The 25,431-nt window shown below is 57.1% G+C and carries 27 protein-coding genes and 1 pseudogene; 19 read left to right on the top strand and 9 right to left on the bottom strand.

Annotated elements, in window-relative coordinates; translation table 11 throughout:
- The first annotated feature begins 20 nt into the window (after positions 1–20).
- The 4 genes from AAZQ98_RS07010 to AAZQ98_RS07025 all read left to right on the top strand — a co-directional run bounded on the left by AAZQ98_RS07010 (position 21) and on the right by AAZQ98_RS07025 (position 2,717).
- Positions 21–221 (top strand): hypothetical protein, encoded by a 201-nt coding sequence (locus tag AAZQ98_RS07010; RefSeq protein WP_434690888.1) that lies wholly within the window; start codon positions 21–23, stop codon positions 219–221.
- Positions 222–255: 34 nt separating this feature from the next.
- Positions 256–762 (top strand): hypothetical protein, encoded by a 507-nt coding sequence (locus AAZQ98_RS07015; RefSeq protein ID WP_434690889.1) that lies wholly within the window; start codon positions 256–258, stop codon positions 760–762.
- A gap of 5 nt (positions 763–767) precedes the next feature.
- The gene (locus AAZQ98_RS07020) at positions 768–2,084 is read left to right on the top strand and encodes a hypothetical protein (RefSeq protein WP_434690892.1); all 1,317 of its coding nucleotides are present in this window, start codon (positions 768–770) and stop codon (positions 2,082–2,084) included.
- A gap of 135 nt (positions 2,085–2,219) precedes the next feature.
- Positions 2,220–2,717, top strand: a complete 498-nt coding sequence (locus AAZQ98_RS07025; RefSeq protein ID WP_434690895.1) for a hypothetical protein — start codon at positions 2,220–2,222, stop codon at positions 2,715–2,717.
- 534 nt (positions 2,718–3,251) lie between these two features.
- Here the strand turns inward: AAZQ98_RS07025 and AAZQ98_RS07030 are convergent.
- Positions 3,252–4,031 carry a trypsin-like peptidase domain-containing protein gene (locus AAZQ98_RS07030; protein ID WP_434690898.1) on the bottom strand — a complete coding sequence of 260 codons (780 nt, stop codon included), beginning with the start codon at positions 4,029–4,031 and terminating at the stop codon, positions 3,252–3,254.
- 363 nt (positions 4,032–4,394) lie between these two features.
- Here AAZQ98_RS07030 and AAZQ98_RS07035 point away from each other — a divergent pair, with 363 nt between their 5' ends.
- The 5 genes from AAZQ98_RS07035 (at position 4,395) to AAZQ98_RS07055 (ending at position 7,723) form a co-directional block, all read left to right on the top strand.
- Complete coding sequence (locus AAZQ98_RS07035; RefSeq protein ID WP_434690900.1) at positions 4,395–4,856, top strand: hypothetical protein; 462 nt, start codon at positions 4,395–4,397, stop codon at positions 4,854–4,856.
- Between the two features lie 82 nt (positions 4,857–4,938).
- On the top strand, positions 4,939–5,112 hold the full coding sequence (locus AAZQ98_RS07040; protein ID WP_434690903.1) for a hypothetical protein: 174 nt from the start codon (positions 4,939–4,941) through the stop codon (positions 5,110–5,112).
- Entirely contained in the window at positions 5,113–6,168 is a 1,056-nt protein-coding gene (locus AAZQ98_RS07045; RefSeq protein ID WP_434690906.1) for a peptidoglycan recognition protein family protein, read from the top strand.
- 3 nt (positions 6,169–6,171) lie between these two features.
- A complete protein-coding gene (locus AAZQ98_RS07050; protein ID WP_434690909.1) occupies positions 6,172–6,447 on the top strand; it encodes a hypothetical protein in 276 nt (91 codons plus the stop codon).
- A 1,117-nt stretch (positions 6,448–7,564) separates the two neighbouring features.
- Entirely contained in the window at positions 7,565–7,723 is a 159-nt protein-coding gene (locus AAZQ98_RS07055) for a hypothetical protein (protein ID WP_434690911.1), read from the top strand.
- Positions 7,724–8,135: 412 nt separating this feature from the next.
- On the opposite strand, the gene AAZQ98_RS07060 is transcribed toward AAZQ98_RS07055, so the two are convergent.
- Complete coding sequence (locus AAZQ98_RS07060; RefSeq protein WP_434691332.1) at positions 8,136–9,848, bottom strand: FAD-binding dehydrogenase; 1,713 nt, start codon at positions 9,846–9,848, stop codon at positions 8,136–8,138.
- Between the two features lie 293 nt (positions 9,849–10,141).
- Here AAZQ98_RS07060 and AAZQ98_RS07065 point away from each other — a divergent pair, with 293 nt between their 5' ends.
- Positions 10,142–11,359, top strand: coding sequence for an MFS transporter (locus AAZQ98_RS07065; protein ID WP_434690913.1), 1,218 nt, complete (start codon positions 10,142–10,144; stop codon positions 11,357–11,359).
- Here the strand turns inward: AAZQ98_RS07065 and AAZQ98_RS07070 are convergent.
- Positions 11,356–11,802, bottom strand: a complete 447-nt coding sequence (locus tag AAZQ98_RS07070) for an Lrp/AsnC family transcriptional regulator (protein WP_105659214.1) — start codon at positions 11,800–11,802, stop codon at positions 11,356–11,358. The genes AAZQ98_RS07065 and AAZQ98_RS07070 overlap by 4 nt on opposite strands.
- Before the next feature lie 155 nt (positions 11,803–11,957).
- Here AAZQ98_RS07070 and AAZQ98_RS07075 point away from each other — a divergent pair, with 155 nt between their 5' ends.
- The 6 genes from AAZQ98_RS07075 to AAZQ98_RS07100 all read left to right on the top strand — a co-directional run bounded on the left by AAZQ98_RS07075 (position 11,958) and on the right by AAZQ98_RS07100 (position 17,346).
- The gene (locus AAZQ98_RS07075; protein ID WP_434690917.1) at positions 11,958–12,674 is read left to right on the top strand and encodes a LysE family translocator; all 717 of its coding nucleotides are present in this window, start codon (positions 11,958–11,960) and stop codon (positions 12,672–12,674) included.
- 149 nt (positions 12,675–12,823) lie between these two features.
- A complete protein-coding gene (locus AAZQ98_RS07080) occupies positions 12,824–13,513 on the top strand; it encodes an energy-coupling factor ABC transporter ATP-binding protein (protein WP_434690920.1) in 690 nt (229 codons plus the stop codon).
- Positions 13,510–14,115 carry an energy-coupling factor transporter transmembrane component T family protein gene (locus tag AAZQ98_RS07085; RefSeq protein ID WP_434690923.1) on the top strand — a complete coding sequence of 202 codons (606 nt, stop codon included), beginning with the start codon at positions 13,510–13,512 and terminating at the stop codon, positions 14,113–14,115. The genes AAZQ98_RS07080 and AAZQ98_RS07085 overlap by 4 nt, the downstream gene beginning before the upstream one ends.
- A 45-nt stretch (positions 14,116–14,160) precedes the next feature.
- Entirely contained in the window at positions 14,161–14,742 is a 582-nt protein-coding gene (locus AAZQ98_RS07090; RefSeq protein WP_434690925.1) for a biotin transporter BioY, read from the top strand.
- Positions 14,743–14,746: 4 nt separating this feature from the next.
- On the top strand, positions 14,747–16,186 hold the full coding sequence (locus AAZQ98_RS07095; protein ID WP_434690928.1) for a class I adenylate-forming enzyme family protein: 1,440 nt from the start codon (positions 14,747–14,749) through the stop codon (positions 16,184–16,186).
- Positions 16,183–17,346, top strand: a complete 1,164-nt coding sequence (locus tag AAZQ98_RS07100) for a thiolase family protein (RefSeq protein WP_434690931.1) — start codon at positions 16,183–16,185, stop codon at positions 17,344–17,346. The genes AAZQ98_RS07095 and AAZQ98_RS07100 overlap by 4 nt, the downstream gene beginning before the upstream one ends.
- A 17-nt stretch (positions 17,347–17,363) precedes the next feature.
- On the opposite strand, the pseudogene AAZQ98_RS07105 reads toward AAZQ98_RS07100, so the two are convergent.
- From AAZQ98_RS07105 to AAZQ98_RS07130, 6 genes and pseudogenes are all read right to left on the bottom strand, one after another.
- Positions 17,364–17,606, bottom strand: a pseudogene (locus tag AAZQ98_RS07105) (metal-sulfur cluster assembly factor).
- A gap of 193 nt (positions 17,607–17,799) precedes the next feature.
- Positions 17,800–18,144, bottom strand: a complete 345-nt coding sequence (locus tag AAZQ98_RS07110; RefSeq protein WP_133834193.1) for a metal-sulfur cluster assembly factor — start codon at positions 18,142–18,144, stop codon at positions 17,800–17,802.
- A gap of 10 nt (positions 18,145–18,154) precedes the next feature.
- A complete protein-coding gene (sufC, locus tag AAZQ98_RS07115) occupies positions 18,155–18,913 on the bottom strand; it encodes a Fe-S cluster assembly ATPase SufC (RefSeq protein WP_105656644.1) in 759 nt (252 codons plus the stop codon).
- Between the two features lie 61 nt (positions 18,914–18,974).
- Positions 18,975–20,255: a Fe-S cluster assembly protein SufD gene (sufD, locus tag AAZQ98_RS07120; protein WP_434690935.1), complete on the bottom strand. Its 1,281-nt coding sequence runs from the start codon at positions 20,253–20,255 to the stop codon at positions 18,975–18,977.
- A gap of 2 nt (positions 20,256–20,257) precedes the next feature.
- Complete coding sequence (sufB, locus tag AAZQ98_RS07125; protein WP_133834195.1) at positions 20,258–21,718, bottom strand: Fe-S cluster assembly protein SufB; 1,461 nt, start codon at positions 21,716–21,718, stop codon at positions 20,258–20,260.
- Positions 21,715–22,500 (bottom strand): helix-turn-helix transcriptional regulator, encoded by a 786-nt coding sequence (locus tag AAZQ98_RS07130; protein ID WP_105656647.1) that lies wholly within the window; start codon positions 22,498–22,500, stop codon positions 21,715–21,717. Before AAZQ98_RS07130 ends, sufB begins: the two co-directional genes overlap by 4 nt.
- Positions 22,501–22,690: 190 nt before the next feature.
- On the opposite strand from AAZQ98_RS07130, the gene AAZQ98_RS07135 reads away from it, so the two are divergent.
- Genes AAZQ98_RS07135 through AAZQ98_RS07145 form a run of 3 tightly spaced genes read left to right on the top strand, consistent with a single transcriptional unit; the run spans position 22,691 to position 25,376 of the window.
- Positions 22,691–23,644, top strand: a complete 954-nt coding sequence (locus AAZQ98_RS07135) for an ABC transporter ATP-binding protein (protein ID WP_133834196.1) — start codon at positions 22,691–22,693, stop codon at positions 23,642–23,644.
- The gene (locus AAZQ98_RS07140) at positions 23,641–24,405 is read left to right on the top strand and encodes an ABC transporter permease (protein ID WP_434690939.1); all 765 of its coding nucleotides are present in this window, start codon (positions 23,641–23,643) and stop codon (positions 24,403–24,405) included. Before AAZQ98_RS07135 ends, AAZQ98_RS07140 begins: the two co-directional genes overlap by 4 nt.
- A 32-nt stretch (positions 24,406–24,437) precedes the next feature.
- Positions 24,438–25,376, top strand: a complete 939-nt coding sequence (locus tag AAZQ98_RS07145) for a COX15/CtaA family protein (protein ID WP_434690941.1) — start codon at positions 24,438–24,440, stop codon at positions 25,374–25,376.
- Positions 25,377–25,431: the final 55 nt, after the last annotated feature.

The following is a 25,431-nucleotide window of genomic DNA, read 5'->3' on the forward strand; positions in this document are numbered from 1 at the left end:
TTAATCTAAGGAGCCGACAAATGGGAGATCCAAGCCCGGAACCAGAGGTAACAATCGAGCAACGACTCGAAACCCTGGAAGCAGAAATCGGACCACTGCAGAACCAGGTTCAGATCCAAGAGCTGGTGATCAGCCAGTACCAGCAGGCACTAGCGGCAGCGAATCACCAGACTGCAATCCTCACTGCACAACTCAAACTCGCACAACAACCCACCGCATAGCCGGTGGGTTTTCTGATGCCCAAAGGGGGCCTGAATGCCTAACATCACTTTCACGGTGCAAGATATTGGCGGTCACAAAATGGACCCCAAGGAAGTCGAAGTGATCTTCGAACCTAACGAGGCGCTGATCGGTGCCGTGGCGCCACGTGCCGGCTTCTTGTATCCGACGGAACCCGTAGTTGAGAAACCTGACCCAGTGTCAGGGGAAGTCTCCGTCTTGCTGGCTGATACTTCGTTGATGCTTGGTGACGCTTTCTACCGGATGCGCATCCGTTGGCTCGGTGGTGACGCTGGAACCGCGCTCATGGACTTCCCCGGGTGGAAGATCCGTCCCGGGGCGGACGATGCGCTGCTCTCTGAAGTCATCGATGTTGCAGGCGGCGGCGGTGGCGGAATTATTACCCCGTACATCTGGTGGGTAGGCCTCACCGAGCCACCATCACGTGGCTACACGTGGCTTTATCTCGACCCTGATAACCCGGACCTTGAAACAGGACCAATACCAGAGCTCACTTTGGGCGATGTAGTAGTGAGGTGGTGACGCCAGTGGCAACAGTTATTGGGCGTTATGTAATTATTGGCAATGTCCGTGGCCCTCGTGGTTCGAAGGGCGATCCAGGCGACCCGCTGAATCAGGTCGGCTGGGACTACATGAAAGCGAACTTCGATGCGCTGGACGGCTCGGACGCCCGTGCCCCGATCTTCGCCGGCCGAGACTCCGGGGTGAACCACGTCCATTCAGACTCGCAGGACTACCAGACCTGGCTAGGATCACGAGACACTGATGGAGGCCCTACCGACTACGCAGAATTCCACCTGCGTAACCGATTGGGGATCCACGACAGCGACGGCCAGTTCATCGGCCTGACTGACTCGGCGTTCTTCTACTCCGAGCTACGAGTGGACAAGAACACGTTGCAAGTCCCGCCAGAGGTCCTGAACTCGTGGGGTCAGCGTGGCGGATGGGGCTCTGGCGGAGGTTCCGGGCTTGCAAACGGCGACCGGATCATTGACTCTAACGGGGACCTGCAAATCGCTTTCCCGAACGTGAACAGCATCCCTATATGGAGTTCTTCGACTGGCTACCTTCTTGGCCCGTTCTTGGAGACCGCTTTTGCGGACACCGGCGCGACGGTGCATGGCGAGGGACGCTCAGCCGAACGAGTTGAGCATACTGCCGCTCGCATTGGCTCCTACCCAGCACTGCTGACCGTCATCGGCGGCAGCATCCCCGCCTCGGGCAGCGTCGTGGTGACGGCGTCGAACATGGAAACCATGGCCGCGCTGAAACCGTACACCGGCTGGCTCAATGGAGTACACGGCACCCTGGCATCTACTTCCACGGAGATCACGTTCGCCCGAAGCGCGTCAGGCAGCGTCGTGGCGGTAGCAGCCGATACCCCGTTCGTCTCCGAACTCGGGCAGGCCTACCGCAGCAGCGTGCCTATGCTGAACATCGGCAAGAACAGCCTGCGCACAATCGGATCGAACGTCAAGGTTATCGAATACACGGACAATACGGTCAAGTGGTTCTCGCCCATGATCAAGCGTGTCCTGGTGATCGGGCAATTCGTGGACTCCACCGAAACGCCTGGAAGTTTGCAGGACGTTGAAGTGACTGCCGTCAACGATTACCAGCGCTCCAAGTACGGCGACTGGTTCTTCGACCTGCGCGCCTACCTGACCGGCTCCCAAGTCTGGGCAGACACCGGGATCACACCAACCTCAACGGATCTGCAGCAGCAAGCAGACGGACTCAAACCTGATTCCCTCTCCGTTGATGCCGCTCATTTGAACTCGACGGCGAACACAGCGGTCGCTAATGCGATCCGTGCACATGTCAACAATCTCGGCTGGTACTAGGAGGCCATCATGTCAATCGTTATCAGGGATACTCGCCAAGTCGTAGCTTCGCGTCCTCTCACAGCTCCACGCGCACCGGGTCGTGCACTGTATCAGGCACGCTTCAGCTTGGGAGATTCACCGAATCTTGTCGGTATGCAGACCGGCGCCGGCGACGGGCTGCGCCTCGATGTGTGGCAGGGCGACGCGAACATGCTCGCCGTGTCCAGCGGGCAAGTCATCAAGGGTTCCGGGCCGACCATCGGCTTCGTGGGCCTGCCCATCAGTGGTGTGGGCGGTGCCGTATTCGTAGATATTCCAGCCCTGCCAACTTCGGGCAGCATCTACCTGGATCTGTTCCGGGGAACATTGGGTGGTTCGCCGGATGGCTACCGGTTGGAAATCAACACCTCGGGCATGCGACTTCGCGAACGCGTCAGCGGCACCATCAACACCCTATCCGGATACCAAACGCTGAGCGCAGGAGACCGAATCGGCATTCGCTACGCCGGCGGAGTGCTCACTGCATACCTGAACGGCGCCGCAGTACTCACGTCAGCTGCAACAGCTCTCACCTTAAACGGGTTCGTGGGATTCGCTCAGGCAAATGGTGTCGGCTTCGCGTTCGATAACTTCGACACGGAAATCTACTAGCCTCCGTAGAAATCCATTTCTACGAGAGGTGTTCCAGGGGTGGGGTTCCAAACCATCTGCGTGAATGTTTGGCCGTTCACGGTAATTTCGCCCCATTCCTGGTATTCGCCGCCCGCGACAGGTGGTTGCAGTTCGTCATGACGCTTCAGGTCCAGTGGACCAAGCACGTATAGGTACACGCTCAGACTCTTTCTTGCACTCTCCCTGAGTGCCCCAAATCCTAAGCGTAAGGCAGAGGATATTGAGCAAATTGCCAAAACCTGGAATTCCAGAGAAATGATGCACAAACGTTATTTATTTATTTTTCAAGTATTCGTTTATCGGAACAGTGCCAAGTTGAATTCATAAAGTTTAGGAGGCCTAGTTGTCTACTCGAACCCAGACCAGCCGGAACCCACCGAGGGGTGCACATGCCAGCGTGGATTCATGAACCGCTAGAACCGGGAGTACGCCATGATTGAGTCGATTCCGTGGGCGGCGATTGGTGCATCCGGGATGTGGTGGCGCAACCCTGCCACAAACAGCCTGACCGATCTAGTCGTCCAGGATCCGCTGCGATCGAATCGGGTTGGAGAGCATCTCCAGAATTGCATCGGCCTTCCAGACGATTCCGATATCCGACTCCGCGCTGATCCTTCCCGAGTAAATCCCGAGCAACTCAGTGAACGGGTGGCCGGTTCCGATGAAAACATTGCCACTTTGGTCCGCGCTCATCCCGTCACTCTTGAAAACGACTGGTGAGCCGGATTGTCCAGGGCGGCTTCGCGAATCCACCAAGAATGTGGGGCGATTTCCGTAGTTGACGTCGAGGTCGGAAGCAATGGTTGCACGGCTCCAGATAGCGAAGCGGCCATCTGAGGCGGTGCCGAAAGGAAATCCGATGATGCTCAGATCGGAACCAGGCGAAAGCTGTTGGCGACGCGGAGGGGGTGTGAATTGGTAGGGATAGTACTTGAGTCCATTTTGCGGTCCAATGAGTATCGCGACCATGTCCCACGATGCGTTTCGTGGGTGTTCGTACCATATGGCGCGCCCATCCTGGTCGTACAGTTCGTAGCTCACGCTTGCCCATTGACCTACATTTGGGGTGTTATGCCACGTGTGCAAAGTAGTTGGCAACGCGGCGCTTCCCGACGGATTTCCAGTCACAGGGTCACGCCCAGTGACGACATGCATGTTGGTGATTAGGAACAAGTTTCCGGCGTGTTCCATGACAAATGCAGTACCCTCTCCGAGCTTGACATCTTCACCACCACCCAACGGTTTTCTCTTAGTTTCAACATGTAAGGACTTCACGGACTCGGGGGCGATCAACTTGGTACTTCCTTTCGAACTACGGCGAGAATACATGTAGATGACAAAAGCATCTGAGATAGACAATGGCAGATGCAATAGGACACGTTCCTTTTATGACGAGGAAAGAATCATGTGACAAAGAGCCGGGGCATCCTGATTCTTATTGCCGACGTGTCAGTGCGATGGTAGGTCCACCTTCCTCACGGGCTTGGCCTGCATGACCCGTTGAATTGCTCTTTCCTCCCGGCCATGAATGAAACGGTTTCTGATGCCGGGGATTCCGAATTTCTTGGGCGTCGATTTGTGCGCCCGTTGATTGGAGGTGGGCTTGATGCCTGCTCAAGTTTTTCAGTCGTCCCGTAATCCCCCCGAGGGGTGTGTATGCCGGTAATTCCTGAGTTCCTGGGCGGGCCGAATGGCTGGCTCGGGTATACGGCTGCATTCATTCTGCTGATTGCTTTCTTTTGGAAGCCGGTGAAGGTGATCTGGTCGAGGCTCAAAGAGTTTGCGGCGTTCCTCGATCAATGGAACGGAAAGCCCGAGAAGAAAGACCGGTCAGGCCAAATAGTGCAGCATGCCGAGCCTGGTGTGTCAGCTCGCATCCTCACTTTGGAAGAGAAGACGGAGCGCATTCACCATGAGGTCACACCTAATCATGGCGGGTCGATCAAGGACGCGGTCAAGCGTATTGAGGACCGCGGCAACGAAACCGCCTACAAGCTAGCAGAAACGACAGAGAAGCTAGACGAGCACATCGTCATTGCCAAAGAATCCGATAAAGCCCAAGAGCGGCTCGTCCAGGATGTCGGCAAACTGAAATCGAAATACGCACCAGAAACCTAAGCCACCCACCCCGGTGGCTTTTCTTATGCCCAGGCACGAACGGTGTCTGGGTACTTCTATGCCCGAAAGGCAGGAACTAGCCATGACCGAGATCAAAGATGCGGCGGCTGGGAAAGACGTCGCCGCTGCCGACATTCCCGAGGATGACCAGACCTTGGACTGGGACGTGACTCGGTTCGGCCGCATGATCGACCACGCCTCGGATGAAGCACCCACCACTGTAGCCGCTGGATCCGGCGAGGAAGAAGGCAACTAAATGCCCCGTATCGACACTCTGGTCCGGCACCTCGAAGCACGTGGGCTCAAGGTCGAATACGTGCCCGGGTGGTCCACTCGTGGTTCGGCATCGTTCAACCCGAAGGGCGTGATGGATCACTGGACGGCTGGTCCGAAGGGCTCCAAAACCCGGCCCTCCTTGAACGTGGTCACCTATGGCCGCCCAGGGCTGCCCGGCCCTCTATGCAACGTGTACCTGGATCGTCGCGGTGTTGCAGTCATTGTCGCTGCTGGCCGAGCCAACCACGCCGGGTATGGATATTGGAAGGGCCGCACGGGCAACACGTACTTCTTTGGTGTGGAGGCCGAGGCGGCCAACGCTGACGACTGGACCGACGAAATGCGCGACTCCTACCCACTGCTGAACGCCGGTCTGCTCGATGCGATCAACGAGGACGACGCATCCTACGTGTGCGGGCACTCCGAATATGCGCTGCCACGTGGCCGGAAGATCGACATCAACGGCTACACAATGGATGACATGCGCGAGCAGACGCAGCGAGTTCTCCGAGGCCAGAAGCCGAGCGTCAAGCCGGCCGGATCCAGCAAGCCGAAACCAAAGCCTAAGCCCCAGCCGAAGCCGGAGGCAAAGAAACAGCTGAACTCGACCCCGCCAGATGGCAGCACGGTCTTCCCGACGGATTATGAAGACTTGATTCTTGACAAGGACTTCGGCGAGATCACCGTGGGAGCATTCCAGATCCTGATGGAAGCGATCAAGATCGGCGTCCGCTACAACCAGCGCTGGGACGGGGACTGGGGAAAGCTCAGCGTCAAGGACGCCATGGAGTGGCTTCAGTCCAACGGCTACTACAAGAAGACCCAGCACGCCCGTTCCGGCGTGCCGGAGGGCACCAAGCTCAAGGTCGATGGCGGCGATGGCTACTGGTTCTGGTACGAGCTGCAGCGCTTCCTCAAGGCCCGAGGCTTCTACAACAAGACCACTAAGGGAGTACCGCTGAAGCTGGACGGCGCCCCGGAAGGCTGGACCATTTACGGGCTCCAGCGCTACCTGAACACACAGAACGGAAGTTAGAACATGGCTAAACATGCAGCCGTCACCACGCAGTCCCAGCACCCATGGCGAGCTACCGTCCGCACGATCCTCGCAGTCATCGTGGCCCTGTCCGCCATGGCCCCGTCGATCTATAGTGCGGCCACCCAGGGCAGCCCAGAAGCAGCCACCGGCGCCGCCGCGCTGGCGTTGGGTATCGCCGCAGCGGTTACTCGCGTCATGGCCTTGCCAGTGGTGGAGGAATTCTTCCAACGCTTCGTTCCTTGGCTGGCTGCCGGACGCCAAGGCGATATCGAATAGACCACTGCGCGGCGGCAGGGCAAGGTCACCGCACCGCTGGGCTCGCAAAGGCGGCCGCACCACGGGAGCCTGTCCAGATAGGTCCATCAAAAAAGGAAGCCCTCAAATCTCAACGTGAGATTTGAGGGCTTCCCTTTTGGTTAAATGACTTTAACCATCAAAGCAAGAATTTGCGATCTATCAATAAGGAGCATGGCGGAAATAGATATTTCGAGGAACAGTTTTAACTACGTCTCGGAAATACCTAAATTATAGTAGCGTTGTGTGTCGATTCCGATCTCTCAGGTATTGTAAGTATGGTGCGAAATCCTATGAACCCTTTTATGGCTACCTGGAACTGGTTAGCTTTCTGGTGCAACTCTAACCCCGGGTGGTCAGGTTCAATCGCAACACTTAGTGGCGTCCTATGTGGTTCTGCTTTGCCCCATGCTTTTGATGGATTTTGGTCCTTTTCGCTCGTTGTAGTCACCGCCGCGCTAACGGTGCTGCCACCTGTCGCAACGACATATTGGAGTCGAAAAAGCGATGTCGATGAAGATGCGACTGCGGCGCGCGAGAGAGTCATGGATGAAGCGATACCCCCACTTCTCGAAGAAGCCTGCCAGCTATCGACTACAAGGGCGGGCGAGAGGATAAAAGCACTGAAGAATGCCAGTCGCACTGTGGCTAAGGATCTCATTGTGGCTTACGCCCTAGTGCCTAATGTCAGAGCTGTGGTTTACCAAGTTAGCGACGACGGAAACAAAATGACGGTGCTAGCACGGGCAGGAAGAAATCAAAAGCCTCAACCCTTTGTTCGTGGCACCTCACGCGGTGACAAAGCCTTCAAAGTTCTGTCTATGCCCAGCAACTTTGAGTTCGTAGCTGATCTGTCGCAAGCTCCAGCTTCTTGGGAAGGAAGCGGAAAAGGATATAAGACATTCATATCAGCGCCTATCCGGGTTGGGGAATTTGGATTTGGAATGCTGACTCTGGACGCGCCCAACGTTGGAGATCTAGACTCTAGAGATGGATCTACGGTCTCACTTCTGGCTGCTGCGCTGAGCATTTATTTCAGCGAGGCAACACGATCGACCCGAAATCTAAGCTAAGATATCCTTATTGGAAGGAGCCACCAATGGGAAAGATTGAACTCGTTGGACGCAAGCCACGACCGACGAAACCCTCACTTAAAAAATCTGAGCAGTTCCAAAATGCACTCACTACCGTGCGATCTGAGCGGGAACAGCGCGAGCGCGTTAGAGTAAAAAAATTCTTATCGCCAAAAACTGCATAATCGTCAACAGTGCCCCGTAGATTTCTGCGGGGCACTGTTGTCCTGTTTCTAGATTGTTCAGCCCCTTGACGACAACTACTGAACCAACCGAAACAAAGCTTTCGACAGAGTGCCCGAAAGAGCTGTACGCCTCAGCATCACGGTGGACCGCGACGAGTGAATCTACACCACAATTTGCACCACATATTTGATGGGACCGTGCGGAAAATGCCGTGCCCGCTCCCCATCGGTTCCCCGGAATCATGCGGATTTTGACGGTGGCGGAAACGGTCGGAAACCGCTTGGAGGTTCTTCTAATCTCTAGGTCGCCGGTTCGAATCCGGCCGGGGGTACAAAATAAACCGCCGTTCACTTGGTAATACAAGTGAACGGCGGTTTTCGCATCTATCCAGATCTAGGAGTTTGACCAGTGTTAGGCCTCATTTCTAGCCTGAGGCCCTTTCTGGCCGAGCCTGTCAGCCAGCCCTCGTCCTATTTGCCGGCCACTAAATAAGCACCCGCCCAAGAAAGTTCCTTCCAGCGCGTTGTACCCATGCATCCCGCCTCCCCCGAATCCAGATGCTTCACCGGCCGCATAAAGCCCGTCAAGAACTGTTCCGTCGTATTTGAGGACTCGCCCAGATAGGTCTGTCTGCAGTCCGCCTAATGACTTTCGCGTCAGAATGTGCAGCTTCACAGCTATCAATGGCCCCGCCGCAGGATCGAGTATCCTGTGCGGAGCGACTGCTCGGGTCAAACGGTCTCCGATGTACTTTCGGGCATTGCGGATCGATTGAATTTGGCGATCTTTGTTAAATGGATTTTCAGTTTGCGAATCACGAACCATTAATTGCTGGTGAAGCCGCATCGGATCAATATGTGCTTCCGGGGCGATTGCATTCATCTTCGTGACGAGCTCCTCGACGGTAGTCGCTGAAACGAAATCCGCACCTTTGTTCAAGAAATCCGTGACCGGCCCCGGAGCACCCTTGCCAAAGATCCGGTCCTTGATAACTCCGGCTTTATCCCGATTAGTCAGATCTGGATTTTGCTCCGACCCTGACAGCGCAAACTCCTTCTCGATAATTCGCTGATTCAGCACGAACCATGAATAGTCGTACTTTCGCGCAGTGGGATCGGTGCGCAGGTATTTCAACGTGCCCAAAGTGTCGTGCCCCGGAAGGCAAGGAGGACGAAGGCGGTTCCCTTCAGCATCGAACCACATCGGGCTCGGACCGGGCAAAATTCTAATTCCATGAGCGGGCCAAATTGGGTTCCAATTCTGGATTCCCTCTGTGTAATGCCACATTCGATCGCGGTTAACAAGACGCGCCCCCACCTCCTGCGAGAGTTCAATGCCGCTGCCGTCAACATAATTCGGAACGCCGGTAATCATGCGCCCCGGCGCGATGCCGAGCCTGTCGGGCCAGAATTTCCGAACCAGGTCCTGATTTCCGCCTATTCCCCCGGTTGCAATCACCACTGCTTCAGCCGAAAACTCGAACTCCGAAACCACGTTTCTTGACGACTGTTGCCCGCGTGGAGCGTCATCAGGCGACAAGACCTCACCGCGAACGCCGGTAACTGAACCGTCAGTGGTCACCAATCCAGTAACCCTGTGGCGGTTGAGCAACTCGGCATGTCCCGTTTGCAGTCCGTCGAGCACCCTATTCACAAATGGCATCGACACCCCGGTGCCAGTTCCCCAGGCGATGTGAAATCTGGGTACAGAATTCCCATGCCCTTCGGCGCGACCATCGCCGCGCTCTGCCCAGCCCACAACTGGAGTCAGATCTATGCCTTTTTGCTTGATCCAGGACCGTTTTTCAGTAGCTGCGAACTCCACGTAGGCTTTGGCCCAACGTTGCGCCCACAGGTCCTCATCGTCCAACCGGTCAAATTGTGCACTATGCTGCCAATCCGACCAGGCAAGGTCAAAAGAATCACGAACTCCCAAGCGGCGCTGTTCAGGAGTATCAACGAGAAACAGTCCCCCAAAAGACCAGTAAGCCTGGCCGCCGAGATTACCCCTGTTTTCCTGATCCAGGATTCGGACTCTCAGTCCTGCATCAAGTGCCTCGGACGCTGCAACCAACCCGGCCAATCCAGCACCCACGATGATCACTCCGCATTGTTCGGAACTCAACTTCACGATCCCACCTCTGCACGCAAGAAATTTACGAGTTTTCATCTCGAGCGTACTTCCCGGTGGGCAATGCCACCACACCCGTATTTTCCGCAAAGAAATCTGCTGACTAGCGAGAACTTTCGTTCTTCACCACCGTTTCTTTTCCTGGTCCGGCCGTCGAATCTGTGAATGTCATGATCGTGAGCCGTGCAGCGGCGCATAATCACTCAGAATCCCGACTGAACAGTAACTTATCCCCCTAATTTGAGATAAACTCTAGGAATTGTAGAAATCGAAAGGGACAGTGCCCGATGACCCAACTGGTCGCCCACCTCGCGCGACAGAGAATCACGGAACGCACCAGCATCAATCTAATATTCCTTCTTGCAGGATTATCTTTTGCGACTTGGGCAGGCCGCCTCTCCATTATCGACGCTGTTTTCGATTTCTCTGGCTTGAACCTCGGGTCGTTCTTGATTTGCAGCACCATCGGAACTTTGCTCGGAATCTCCCTTATTCCGTCGGTGAGCAAATTCGTTCCAACACGCCGCCTGTTGTGCTGTTTGCCCATCGGATTAGCAGCATGCTTGGTCGTACTGGGCATAGCTATTTCGATAACCGAGGAAGCCACTCTTGCCTACGTAGCCCTGTTCTTTTACGGGCTTACTTTTGGCTGTTTGGACATCATGATGAACGTCAGCGGCGCACAGGTTGAACGTCGTGTCGGGCGTAGCATCATGCCTTCCCTTCATGGGTTCTTCAGCCTGGGAACCCTAATTGGCGCCGGGGTGGCAACAGCAACCATTTCCTTGAATATCTCGAGCCTTTGGCACTTCTCGTTTGTCGCGGTCATCATTCTTCTTCTCGCTTACGTTGCCCATCGAGGTATTACCTGCTGGGAAAACGAAAATTTGGTTCCAATCAACAAGGATGTCCCCCAGAACCGAACTCAATCAACGCACAAAATGGGACTCTTGCTGCTGCTTGGCATAATGGTCGCCGGTTTAAGTTTCAGCGAGGGTGCGGCCAATGATTGGATTGCCGTTACTTCGGTTGACGGGCACGGTTTCAAGCATCAAATTGGCGCGCTCATGTTCACCTTGTTCGTCGGAGCAATGACGCTGGGACGCTTTGTCGGCGGTCGCCTTGTGGACCGCTTCGGCACGAAAAATACACTCCTGATCATGGGAATTATCGGCCTTCTCGGCGTCGGCTTGTTCATCACCGGCACAAGTCCCTACCTAGTAGGCCTCGGTGCAGCATTGTGGGGCCTCGGTAGCTCGCTCGGCTTCCCCTTGGGCATGAGCATCGCGGCTTCCCGCGGAGAACGCCTGGGTCCAAAAGCGGTGAGCATCGTCAGTGCGTTTGGATATGGAGCAATGCTTGGCGGTCCGCCATTTATTGGTTTCGTCGTCGATACCTTGAAGTTGCCTCAGGCCTTATGGATTTGCGCGGTAGTTCTGATTATTTCGTTGTCCTTGACGCCGGCGGTAACCCGCAACCGGAAGCCGTCCGACAAGACGTCCTAGACGGGCAGAACCGCCCGCTCCTTGATGTTTCGCATGACTATGGTGCTCGTCAATTTTTCCACGCCCGGTAGGTCAACTAGGACCTCGTCGTATACACGCTGGTAATGCGGCAGATCCTTGGCAAAGACTCGCAATAGGAAGTCTGGCTCGCCGAAAAGGCGCTGCGCATCAACTATTAGCTCTTCCCTCTCTACCGCTAATTCAAAATGCTTAAGCTGTGCTCTGTCTTTCAACGTGACGAAAACCAGGGCCTCGAATCCCAGTCCAACCTTCTCCGGGTCAATCACCGCTTGGTAGCCGCTGATGACTCCCCTGCGCTCAAGATCTTTGATCCGGCGATGGCAGGGAGCCACCGATAGCCCAACTTTTGCAGCTACCGCGGTAGCGCTCATCCGTCCGTCATTCTGCAACTCGGCCAAGATCGCACGGTCTAGTTCATCCATGAAATTAGACTACAGCACAAATAATTTGCGCCATTTAACGCCAGAGCAATTTTTTCTTGCCGTATGGACGGATGTCCCCAAAGAATCGGCAAGCACATTTCACGATTTTTTCCTTACTGTTATCAGAGCACAGGTTTCTAGATTTTGGAGAAGCAATGGATCTCTCGCAGTTCACCGGATTCCTCTTGGTATCGGTGACGTTGGCGTGCACGCCCGGCGCCGACTGGGCGTACATCATTTCCTCTGCACTGGGCAAAACCAGCTATCGCCCAGCCGTATGGGGATTGCTCTCGGGATACCTGGTTCATACTGCATTGCTGGTGTGCGGAATTGCGGCCCTGGTCGCGAGTTCCCCGTCACTTCTCCTCTGGCTCACGGCAGCCGGATCGGTCTATCTGCTGTGGCTAGGCATCGCGACCCTGCGTTCTTGCAGGAACGCCAGGTTCTTTGATGCCGATGCTCCATCTACCTCGGAGATTGAAGCACTCGATGGCGATTACCCTCGGAGCAATCCCGAACCTACCGATAGCACCGTCGCGCTATTGGACAAGGTCCGGCATCGATCGCTACGCGGCCAATTCCTCAAGGGCCTGCTCACCAGCGGTACTAACCCCAAGGCACTACTGCTGTATGTGGCCCTCATCCCGCAGTACCTGGATCCGTCCCTGGATCTTCCGCTCTCCCTGCAAACCGGCGCTCTTGGGCTTACTCATTTCGCGGTATCGATCTTCGTGTACTTCTCCGTTGCATTAGCTGCCAAGGTACTGCTTCGTTCCCGGCCCATGGCGGCACGCATCGTAACCATGTGCTCCGGAACCATAATGATCCTCTTGGCCCTGGGCTTGGTCTACGAACAATTCTTCGTCGCATAAAAAATTTATTGAACACTGATCAAGACAATTGAACGGTGATCAAGTATGCTCTTAATCGATGGCTCTTCGGCCATCTGTAACGCAAGCATGAATGGCTGCCCGATCATGGAGCCCGCCGTTCAAGCTACGAACCTTGCGCTGGAGCACCCGTGGAACTACCCCCAATTCGATTTGAGAACGTCACTGTCCGCTTTGAAGAACGCGATGTCCTCAAAGATGTGCGCTTGACTCTCAACGAACAGCGCATCGGCATTATCGGGGCAAACGGTGCCGGGAAGAGTACGCTCTCCCGGCTCATCAATGGCCTCGTTTTGCCTACTGAAGGATCCGTGCACGTTGGCGACCTGAACACTCGGAATCATGCAAAGCAGATCCGCCGCGATGTTGGTTTTGTCTTCCAGAATCCAGCAAATCAAATCATCATGCCGCTGGTCTCTGAAGACATTGCGTTCGGACTGAAGAATTTGCAAATTCCCAAAGCAGAGCGCCAATTGCGCGTCCATGAGACACTGGCAGAGCTCAACATCTCGCATCTGGCAGATCGCGAAAGCCACACTCTTTCCGGCGGCGAGCAGCAAATGGTCGCACTCGCTTCCGTCCTTGCCATGCGGCCACGAACCATTGTTTTCGATGAACCCACTACGATGCTGGATCTGCGCAATCGACTTGCTTTCCAACGCGAAATTGCCAAGCTGGCGCAACGTGCAATTGTGGTGACGCACGATTTGGAAATACTTGAAGATTTCGACCGCGTTCTCGTGGTCACCGACGCAGCTATCGCATTCGATGGCCGACCGGACGAAGCAATCGCCCATTACCGCCAATGGAGCCACGCATGATCGCGTCCAAGAATACTTCGTATCTAGCGCGTGTTAAGCCGGGATGGAAATTCGGGACATTGCTGGTTCTGAGCATCGGGCTTTACTTGATTAGCTCGTGGCAGGTCTTGCTGCCCCTGTTCATTCTCAGTGCGATACTGCTGCTTTCGGCTAGGGTCGACCTCAAGCAGCTGCGCATGCCGCTGTTCTCATTGGCCATGATTCTCGGCATCGTCTTCATTCTTCTCGGCCTGCAAACCGATTGGGCCAACGCCGTGGTCTCGGTCCTGCGGCTGCTGACCATGTGCCTGATGGCCTACGCCGTCAGCCTCACCACAAGCTTTGACGCGATGCTCGAGCTCTTCCAACAGGTTGCCTCTCCATTACGATTCCTTGGATCTAATCCAGCGCAAATCGCATTGGGATTGTCCATGACAATACGGTTCATTCCGGAGTTGAAAAAGGTATACCTCGAAGTCCGCGAAGCCCAGCATGCTCGGGGTCTGGGCAACAATCCGTTGGCCGTGAGTGTCCCATTAGTTATCAGATCACTAAAAATCGCTGACGAGACAGCCGAAGCGTTAGACGCCCGCGGCTACGATTCAGCACCGTACCGACGCTAAGCGCGTCATCTACTTCCATCTCGCTCGCACTTCCAAGGAAACACAATGCCAACTCGCACCGACTCAACTTCGCAAACTCGCAATACGGTATACGTCGCAGTCTTTGCCGCCATGATCGCGGCCATGGGGCTCCTCCCCCCTATTACATTGGGGATCATCCCGGTACCCATTACCCTGCAAACCCTGGGTGTCATGCTGGCCGGCGCCTTATTGGGACCTTGGCGAGGTTCGTTGGCCTCATTGGTTGTCGTAGTCCTGTCTTTGGCAGGGCTGCCCTTGTTGGCTGGTGGGCGTGGTGGGCTTGGAGTCCTGTTCGGGCCGACCGGCGGATATCTCATTGGATGGATTTTCGGGTCACTCGTTATTGGAGCCCTCTTCAAATACTGGGTTCTGCGCTACGAAAACAAGGTCGCCCGATTCACGTCCGGACTGGCCTCGGCTCTCCTTGGCGGAATCGTCGTCATCTATCTGTTTGGCGTTCCGTGGACCGCTGCTGTTACCGGGCTTGCTCTGGGCACATCCTTGCTGGGGTCTCTCGGATTCCTGCCGGGGGACGTCCTCAAAGCCGTAGTCGCCACCCTGGTGGCCCTGACCGTGCACCGTAGCTACCGCGGGTTGATGAAGTAGCTCGATGGAACTGTGGCAGGCACTGGCAAGGTGGGCCAATCAACGACCGGATCATCTTGCCCTGCTCACGGTTGAAAGCCGGCTGACTTATGCGCAGTTGGCCAGCAGAAGCGGTGCTCTGGCCAAGCGGCTAGAATCCGTTCCAGGCAATCGGATCGCTGTGCACACCAGCGATCCGATTGAGATGGCCATCGCTTTTTATGCGATCGCGCGCAGTGGCAAGACATTGGTGGTGATTGACCCTGCTTGGCCCGGAAATCTGGCCACTTCCATGGCAGCCGCTCTTCAATGCGATTTTGTGCTTGAATCGACGGTTCCGCGGCCTTTGCCCGGCGTCCCAAGATTCGCCTTGCCGCCCGAGCCATCCGTGTCCGGTGAATACATTGCGCCCGCGACCAAGACTCATTGCGCTGAAGACCTGCTGATCATTTGCACTTCTGGAAGCTCATCGCGTCCCAAGCCTGTGCTCCGGAGTGCTGCATCGTGGGAAGCGTCCCTGAGTGCCGGCGCCACGATCTTGGGCGCTTCGCCAGATGATTCCACTCTTTGCCCGAGTCCCATATCCCACGGTCTGGGCCTCTACGCGATGGTCGAGTCCCTGCATGCTGGCGGCACCTTCGTGGCTTCCGGAAAATGGGATCAAAAGGGCGTTGCATCATTGCTGGCGCGCGTCAGCTGCTCCCGTATCGTCAGCGTACCGACAATTCTTGGCAAGGTGCTGGCCCTGGATGACCCGGCACTGTTCTCCAGCCTGCGATTGGTCATCAGCGGAGGGGAATCCCTGGACCAGGAGACCATTCAAACTCTTCACCAGATGGCTCCCTCGGCGCGCTGCGTTGAATATTTCGGGAGCAGCGAGCACAGCCTCATCGCGTATCGCGAGCGGCTGGCCAACCAGCCGCCAACTCCCTATTTCGACGGCCAGCTGTTTCCCGGGGTGCAGGCTCACACCCATGAGGCAACGCCGGGTTCAGGCTTTGGCTCGCTCTATATCGATAGCCCGTTCAACGCCAAGAGGTACGACCTGAGCTCGGACGCTGTCATCGCTCGGTGCGGCACAGCGATTGGCATTGGTGATCAGGCGAAGCTCCTGGGTTCAAATCGCATCGTCCTGTCCCGTCGCAACGACGGGATGATGAATCTCAACGGAAACAATATCCACCCGGGCGAAGTGGGCGCAGCGCTTAATGCCGAGGGGCTGGCCAATGCCGTAGTGCGGATCGATGCATCGAGCGCACCAGCCAGGTTGCTGGCCTTCACGGTTTCGCCACACCGCAATCCCTCCGCGCTTCTCACCGGCCTGCAGAAGCATTTGCCCCAGTACAAGATCCCGCACCAAATCATTTACTTGCGATCGTGGCCCGAGACCTTCAGCGGAAAATTGAATGCCTCGGCTTTGGACTTCCAGGATCTGGACATTGAACGGAGCGACTGGCTCAGATGAATGACGCCTTCATTATCAACGCGGCACGCACGCCCATCGTCAGAGCAGGCAAGGAGTATTCCCGCATTACCGCAGACCAATTGCTGGCTCGGGTGATCAACGCGCTAATAGATCGAAGCGGTATCTCCCCTGCGGATGTGGACCACGTATTTGCCGGCAATGCGGCGGGACCGGGCGGAAATATAGCGCGAGTGTCTGCTTTGGCGTCGGTGCTGCCCAATACCGTCAGCGCGACCAGCATCGATGCCCAATGCGCCAGTGGACTGGACGCAATTGCCGCCGCTGCGCGGATGATACGTTGCGGTGAAGCGCATGTCGTGGTGGCCGGTGGCGTGGAGTCGGTGAGTACCGCGCCATGGCGGGTTGAAAAGCAAACCTCCGTAATCCAGCCTCCGCGTCTCTACTCGCGTGCCCGATTCACTCCAGAGCGAGACCCGGACCCCGAAATGGGCGAAGCTGCGGAGAATATTGCCCAGTCCTACGGCATTGCACAAGAGCGGCAAGATTCTTTCGCTTTGCAGAGCCACCAGCGTGCGCTGCGCGCTCAAGCGGCTGGACTCTTTGATCGCGAGCTTGTCACCGTGGATACAAGCAACGGGCAAGTAGCGGCCGACACCTGCCCCAGGCCCGGACTGACACTTCGCAAGCTCGCTGCGCTCAAGCCGGCATTCGTACCCGGTGGCACCGTGACTGCGGGAAACTCCTGCCCGATTAACGATGGCGCAGCCGCGGTAATCTTGGTGAGCGAACAAATGCGTCAGAGACTGAACCCAACCTTCGCAATGCGCTACCTTGCTTCTGCTTCAGGTGCTTGCGATCCCGGCATTCTCGGCATGGCGGCGGTACCGGCGTACCGCAAGCTCATCGGCCTGCTGCCATCCGCTGCTGCTTCCAGCACTCCATTGATCGAGTTCAACGAAGCCTTTGCGGTCCAGGCCCTGGCATGCCTCGATGAACTAGGGATCACCGAGGTGAAGGTGAACCAGGATGGCGGCGCCCTGGCATTGGGACACCCCTACGGTGCCAGCGGCGCGATTCTTGCGACTCGGCTGTTCTGGCAGGCCAATCAGGCTCGGATACCTGGGCAAAGGGCGATCGCGCTCATGGCCGCCGCGGGTGGCACCGGAAGCGCGGTTGCTTTCGAGTCAGTACCGCATTGAGCCCTTGGGGCATTGGCCTAGATGTTGAACCCCAAGGCCTGCATCTGATTCCGGCCGTCGACACGGTTCTTCAGCACTTCATCAATCTGCGCTTCGCGTAGATCGGTCAGCGGGCAGGCGGGCGTCGTCAACGTCAGGTAGATTTACAGGACTGAATTGTCGTCGATACGCAGTGCGTAAAGCAGGCCCAGGCCAACAATGTTGACTCCCAGCTCGAGGTCATTCACGTCCCTATGTGCTTCGTCGATTTCTGCGATCAACCGCGTTGCGCTCTCATGTGCACCACATTTGCAGCTTCGGACATGCGCTGCTCCCCGATTCAGCCCCCGGGACCCCTTTCGCCGTCGGCTCGTCCACGAAATACCAGAAGGAATGCAGGCCCCTCGGGCGTTAATGAACAGAACCGCTCACCCCCCCGTAGGGAGCAAGCGGTTCTGGTTGAAACAGCCTAAATTAGATGTTGAAGCCCAGGGCTCGCATCTGATCGCGACCGTCATCGGTGATTCGTTCTGGACCCCAAGGCGGCATCCAGACCCAGTTCAAACGGTGGTCGTCCACAACGCTCTCCAGCGCCTGGCCGACCTGCTCTTCGATAATATCGGTGAGCGGGCAAGCGGCGGTTGTCAGCGTGAGGTCCAGCAAGAGTACGCCGTCATCCGCGTACTTCAGGCCGTACAGCAAACCCAGGTCGACAATATTGACACCCAGTTCAGGGTCAATGACGTCCTTGAGCGCTTCCTCAACGTCTTCCAGAGGAGTCGTAGCGGCTCCCGTGCTCTGTTCGGTCGATTCGCTCATGACTGTAACCTTAGGCCTTGACGTTCAGGTAACGGTCGTAGCCTTCTTCTTCCAGACGGTCAGCCAGTTCCGGGCCGCCCTGTTCTGCAACTCGGCCATCCACGAACACGTGCACGAATTCTGGCTTGATGTAGCGCAGGATGCGGGTGTAGTGGGTGATGAGCAGGGTGCCCATTTCGTTCTCGTCCTGTGCGCGGTTAACGCCCTCGGAGACAACCTTCAGAGCGTCGACGTCCAGGCCGGAGTCGGTCTCGTCCAGTACTGCGAACTTGGGCTTGAACAGTTCCAGCTGCAGGATCTCGACGCGCTTCTTCTCGCCGCCGGAGAAGCCTTCGTTGACGTTACGGCCAGCGAAGTCGGCATCGATCTTCAGCTTGCTCATAGCTTCCTTGACGTCCTTGGTCCAAGTACGCAGCTTTGGAGCTTCGCCGTCGATGGCGGTCTTGGCGGTACGCAGGAAGTTGGTCATGGTTACGCCTGGTACCTCTACCGGGTACTGCATAGCCAGGAACAGGCCAGCCTTGGCGCGCTCGTCGACGCTCATCTCCAGGACATCTTCACCATCGAGGGTGATGGAGCCGGAGGTGACGTTGTAGCGCGGGTGGCCAGCGATGGTCGAAGCCAAGGTCGACTTGCCCGAGCCGTTAGGGCCCATGATTGCGTGGGTTTCGCCGGTCTTGATGGTCAGGGTTACACCCTTGAGAATTTCCTTCTCGCCCTGCTCGGTGTCAATCGAGACGTGCAGGTCCTTGATTTCCAGAGTAGACATACGTCGTTCCGTTTCTTTCTAAAAAGCGCTAAGGCTAAAAAGCTGGTGAAGCGAGCACTACCTAGTTCTCGGTAGCAGCCAATTCTTCTTCGATGGTGTCGGTCAGTCGCTCCTGCAGAGCCTCATCGCCGATCTGCTGAACGATTTCGTTCAGGAATCCGCGAACTACCAAGCGGCGTGCGGTCTTTTCATCGATGCCGCGAGCCATCAGGTAGAAGAGGTGCTCATCGTCGAAGCGGCCGGTGGTCGATGCGTGGCCAGCACCATCGATCAGACCGGTTTCGATTTCAAGGTTCGGAACCGAATCAGCGCGGGCGCCATCGGTCAGAACCAGGTTGCGGTTGGCTTCGTAGGAGTCGGTACCCACAGCAGCCTTCTGGATCAGCACATCGCCAACCCACACGGTGTGTGCATCCTTGCCCTGCAGCGCACCCTTGTACAGCACGTTCGACTTGCAGTTGGCCACAGCGTGGTCAACGAACAAGCGGTGCTCCAGGTGCTGGCCGGCATCTGCGAAGTACAAGCCGTAGAGCTCGATCTCAGCGCGTTCGCCGGTGAAGCGAGCCGATGGGTTCACGCGAACCAGGTCGCCGCCGAAGGAAACAACAATGTGCTTGAACGAAGCGCCAGCAGCTACCAGCGCCTGCTGCGAGGAAGCGTGAACGGCGTCATCGTCCCAAACCTGCAGGGAGATCACGGTCAGGCGGGCGTTGGCCTGGACGTCGAACTCGACGTTCTGTGCCAGCACTGCCGAACCAACGTGGTCCAGCACAACAGTAGCCTCGGAATTTTCCTCGGCAACAACGATGAGGTGCTGAGCCGCCGCTGCCAGCGACTCGCCGGTGATGCGCAGGGTTGCGTTGGCACCTTCGGCGTTCTTCGGGATCGTCACAACGTGGGTCTCGGAAGCGAACTTCCAAGCGTTGGCCGACACGCGGTCATCCGGGGTATGCGCAACACCGTTCAGCGCGTCGCCAGCCGGAACAACCGACAGCTTGGCGATTCCGTTGCCGGCGAGCTCTATCTTCGGAGCCGCGCCGGTGAGGTCATCGCTGTGCAGGCCCTTCAGGCGCTTGAGCGGGGTGAAGCGCCAGTCCTCTTCACGACCGGTCAGCTTGGCGAAGTCATCTACGTTGGTGCTGGTCAGTCGACCGGCACGCGATGAATCGGGAACTCCAACTCCGCCGCCGTGGCTGTGCGCCTTGGTGGAGGCACCGGCCAGCGGCGAGCTGTCGTTGTCGTTGATCGGCGAAAGGTCTTCGCCCTCTTCGGTGAAACCAGGAATCGATGGTGCGCCGATGCGCGCCTTCTCTGCTGGGATATGGGTGGTGGTCTCCGACATTCTTAGCCGACCGATCCTTCCATCTGAAGTTCAATAAGGCGGTTCAGTTCCAGCGCGTACTCCATAGGCAGCTCGCGTGCGATTGGCTCAACGAAGCCGCGCACGATCATTGCCATGGCCTCGTCCTCGGCCATGCCGCGGGACATCAGGTAGAACAGCTGCTCTTCGGAAACGCGCGAGACGGTCGCCTCGTGGCCCATGGTTACGTCGTCCTCGCGGACATCGATGTACGGGTAGGTATCCGAACGCGAGATCTGGTCGACCAGCAACGCGTCGCAGACCACCGAGTTCTTGGTGCCCTTGGCGCCTTCCTGGACCTGGACCAGGCCGCGGTAAGCCGAGCGGCCACCGTTACGAGCAACCGACTTGGCCACAATGGCCGAGGAGGTGTTCGGAGCGATGTGGACCATCTTGGATCCGGTGTCCTGGTGCTGGCCCTCGCCGGCGAAGGCGATGGACAGGGTCTCACCCTTGGCGCGTTCGCCAACGAGGTAAACGGCTGGGTACTTCATGGTGACCTTCGAGCCGATGTTGCCATCGACCCATTCCATGGTGGCGCCTTCTTCACAGACGGCACGCTTGGTCACCAGGTTGTAGACGTTGTTCGACCAGTTCTGGATCGTGGTGTAGCGAACGCGGGCGTCCTTCTTCACGATGATTTCCACAACGGCAGAGTGCAGCGAATCCGACTGGTAGATCGGTGCGGTGCAACCCTCGATGTAGTGAACGTAGGAGCCCTCATCAGCGATGATCAGGGTGCGTTCGAACTGGCCCATGTTTTCCGTGTTGATGCGGAAGTAAGCCTGCAGCGGGATCTCCACGTGGACGCCCTTCGGGACGTACACGAACGAGCCGCCGGACCACACGGCAGTGTTCAGCGAAGCGAACTTGTTGTCGCCCGCTGGAATGACCGAGCCGAAGTACTCCTGGAAGATCTCCGGGTGTTCCTTCAGTCCAGTGTCGGTGTCAAGGAAGATGACGCCCTGGGCTTCAAGGTCTTCACGCAGCTGGTGGTAGACAACCTCGGACTCGTACTGTGCGGCAACGCCAGACACCAGACGCTGCTTTTCAGCCTCTGGAATACCCAACTTGTCGTAGGTGTTCTTGATGTCTTCGGGAAGTTCTTCCCAGGAGGTCGCCTGCTTCTCGGTGGAACGCACGAAGTACTTGATGTTGTCGAAATCAATACCCGAGAGGTCTGGACCCCAGGTAGGCATTGGCTTGCGATCGAAGTACTTCAGCGCCTTCTGGCGACGCTCCAGCATCCATTCTGGCTCGGACTTCAGGGCGGAAATATTCGCCACTACGTCCTTGTCGACGCCACGGCGCGCATTTGCACCCGCGTCGTTCTTGTCTGACCAGCCGTATTCGTAATTGCCGATTCCGTGGAGTTCGGGGTTCTTCTCCAGAATTTCGGAAATTACACCCGGGTCGGCAGACTCCTGTGCAATCTGATCCGTCATCGCGGCCTCTCCTGCTTCGTGAACTGAATTCGAGTTCTTTTCTCAGCGCGCATTGGCGCCTTTTCACGCCCCACAGGGATGTGGGTCGTGCACACGTGTCCTCCACCGGCCAAGGTCGACAGTCGTCGGACGTCGACGCCTAGCAAGCGGGCGAACATTTCCGTTTCCATGTCGCAAAACACTGGAAACTCTCGTGCCAAGTCTTGTATCGGGCAGTGTCCCTGGCATAGCTGCACGCTATGCATCAGGGCAGTTGCCACTTTGGTATCCACTTTTCGGGTGTATCCCACGAATCCATCTGCACTGAGCAAATTGCCCAGCACCTCGGCTCGTGCTTCCAACCCTTCAACGCCGACCAGCGCCTTGGCGTATCGGTCTTCCATTGATGCGAAGCGGTTACGCGCAAACTTGCGAATCGCGTCCTCTCCGGCCGCATCGCCGAGCATCTTCAATGCGTCGGAAGCAATCTCCAGGTAATCGTTGCCCAACTTCGTCTGCCCGCGGTGCGAAAGCACGTAGCGACGCGACGGACGTCCAGCACCGGTTTTCTGGTTGGCTACCAGTTTCACCTCTACGAGTCCCGATTTTGAGAGCGCGTCGAGGTGACGGCGGACCGCAGCAGGCGTGAAGCCCAGCTTGCTTCCAAGCTCGGCAGCACTGACCGGCCCGTCCTCGAGTACTGCGTACAGGACGCGGTCGCGCGTACGCTCCTCGGTATCCCCAACTGCGCCAACTGTCGCGGCAGTGGAGCCACTAGCTGATTCTGAATTTGATGAATACACAACACAATCATGCGTAAATTTTTGCTCTAGGTCTAGTAAGGAAGGACTTACTAAGGACATGCTTGCCCGACTAGTGCGTTACTTGAATCGAACCTCTGACACTTCCATTGTCCCGCCCACCTCAACGGAACTCGAGGGTTGGTGACAAAACACTCAGCTCAGCCAGTTCGACATGTCGTAGAATGTTTCAGTGTCTTCTGTAACTCCCAGCCTTGTCATCAACGAGCTGGCTAAAGATTTAGGTCCAGTCCCCGCCTTGGACAATCGCATGTTGCGAGTCCTGGAGTCGGTGTCCCTAAAAGCTTATCCGGGTCAGGTCACCACGCTTTTAGGAGCTAACGGAGCCGGCAAATCCACGACCCTCGCTTGTGCCCAGGGGCTGCTTCAGCCCGAAGGCGGAACTGTCGAACTCCTGGGCCAAAACCCCTTCGGCGACAATCCCGAATTGCGTTCCCGCGTCGGAGTCATGCTCCAAGACGGAGGGCTGCCACCCTCAATGCGCCCGGTTCCACTCTTGAGGCACGTCGCTTCCCTCTATCAGAAGCCCATTGATATTGATGCGTTGATCACACGGTTGGATCTCGAATCGTTTGGCACCCGCACGATCCGCCGTCTCTCTGGTGGCCAGAAGCAGCGCGTCGCCTTGGCCCTGGCGCTGGCCGGAGATCCGGAAGTGCTCTTCCTCGATGAACCAAGTGCTGGGCTGGATCCGCAGTCCCGCCAGGTAGTCTTCGACCTCATTGCCGAACTTCGCGATGCAGGAAAGGCCATCATCCTCACCACCCACCTCATGGATGACGCGCAACGCCTCAGCGACTACGTCTACATCATCGACAAGGGCTGTACCGTGGCGCAAGGCACCGTGGCCGAGCTGACGGCCCGCGCTGCCGAAGACCAGGACACCCGCCCGGTGTCCTTCTCCGCCCCGGCAGGGCTGCGCCTACCTGAACCACCGGCAGGATTGCATCTGGAGGAGACCGGAGCCGGCCAATACCGGCTCGACGGGGTCAACTCCCCCGAACATTTGAACTGGCTAACCCATTGGTGGCTCCAGGAGGGCATCTTGCCAACCGAGCTCAACTTGCAGTCACGAAGCCTCGAAGACGTTTTCCTTGAAATCGCACAGAAGGAGGGAAGGGCATGAGCCAAATACAGGCACGCTCCAATGCTGTCTCGCCACTGCGCCGAATCCTGAACCAGGGCAAATACGAATCCATCCAGATGCTCAGCAATGGCGAACAGCTCATTCTCGCTGTTGTCATGCCGCTCATTGCGCTCTTCGTACTTACCCTGACCGATCTGGTCAAGGATGTCGCAGACCGCAGCATTGATGCCGCCGTTCCTGGCGTCTTGGCCTTGTGCGTCATTTCAACAGCTTTCACCGGGCAGGGAATTGGCACCGGATTTGACCGCCGCTATGGCGTGCTGACCATGTTCTCCACTACGCCGCTGGGGAAAACCGGACTGATTTTCGGCAAGGTCATTGCCGTGCTGTCGGTCCTGCTGATCCAGGTCGTCTTAATCTGCTCTGTCTCCTTGTTGTTCCTGGACTGGCATCCGAACCCCTGGGGCATTGCTCCGGCTATACTCTTCCTGCTCTTGGGCGCAGCCGCGTTTACCGCACTGGGCCTGCTGATTGCCGGCACAGTCCGCCCTGAAGCGACGTTGGCGATCACCAACCTTGCCTGGATCCTGCTGGCCGGTGCCGGCGGTGTCCTCTACCCCTTGAGCATGGCCCCTGATTGGGCCCAGCCAACCCTGAATGCGCTGCCATCGGCAGCGCTGGGCGATGCCATGCGCGATGCCCTGATCCACGGCCAGTTCAGCATTGCTGGCCTCATCTTCTTGATCCTTTGGTCAGCAGTTGGCTCCTTTGCAGCCATCAAACTGTTCAAATGGAGCTGACCACCACCCAAATTCCGAAAAGGGAGATTTCAATGTCTTCAGCCCAAGCCACCCAGAGCTGGGCCGATAAACTGCCCACGAAGGTCACTCGCCTCGTGCATGGTCTCGCGATCGCGTCCCTGATCTCGCAGATTGGCATTATCGTCACCGGTGGAGCCGTACGCTTGACGAATTCGGGCCTCGGCTGCTCCCACTGGCCCAATTGCGTTCCCGGTTCGATGACCCCTGTCCCGGAAATGGGCATCCATGGAATCATCGAGTTCGGCAACCGCCTGCTGACCTTTGTCCTGCTGGTCATCGCAGTCGCGTTCCTGATCTCCATCTGGAAGATGCGCCCTACCCACCGCACCCTGTTCAAGCTGTCCATCGGCTTGCTCGCCGGCATCGCGTTGCAGGCACTCATCGGAGCCATCACCGTGTGGACCGGACTGAACGCTTGGGTCGTTTCGGTGCACTTCCTGATTTCCGGCGCACTAGTCATCATGGCAACATTCCAGGTGAACCGCACCGCCAAGGAACTGAAGAACCGCAAGTTCGATCAGAGCAGCAAGTCGATCCGCCAGCTCTCCTTCGCCGCATGGATCTTCTCCCTGCTCGCAGTGGCATTCGGAACTATCGTGACCGGCACCGGACCGCATGCAGGCGATGCCGACGCCCCGCGCCACCTGTTCGATCCGCTGCTGGTAACCCGCATGCATACTGCTCCGGTGTACTTGCTCGTTGCCGCAACCATCGTGGTGCTGATCCTGGCCTACAAGCAGGGCGGAAACACCCAGCTTCGCATCGCCATCTGGTGGCTTGTCGCGGCAATTGCGATCCAGGCAGCAATTGGCTACATCCAGCATTTCAATGGGCTGCCAGTCGCCCTGGTACTCTCCCACATGCTCGGCGCGAGCTTGCTGCTTGCCGCCTCCGCAAACGTCTGGGATCGGGCTGCCATCCTTCCGGAATACCAGCGCAACGATTCCTAGAATCCTGAGTAAATGACTGGGGTTGCCCTGCACTCGATGTGCAGGTCAACCCCCA

This window comes from Glutamicibacter sp. Je.9.36 (assembly GCF_051129975.1).
GTDB lineage: Bacteria > Actinomycetota > Actinomycetes > Actinomycetales > Micrococcaceae > Glutamicibacter.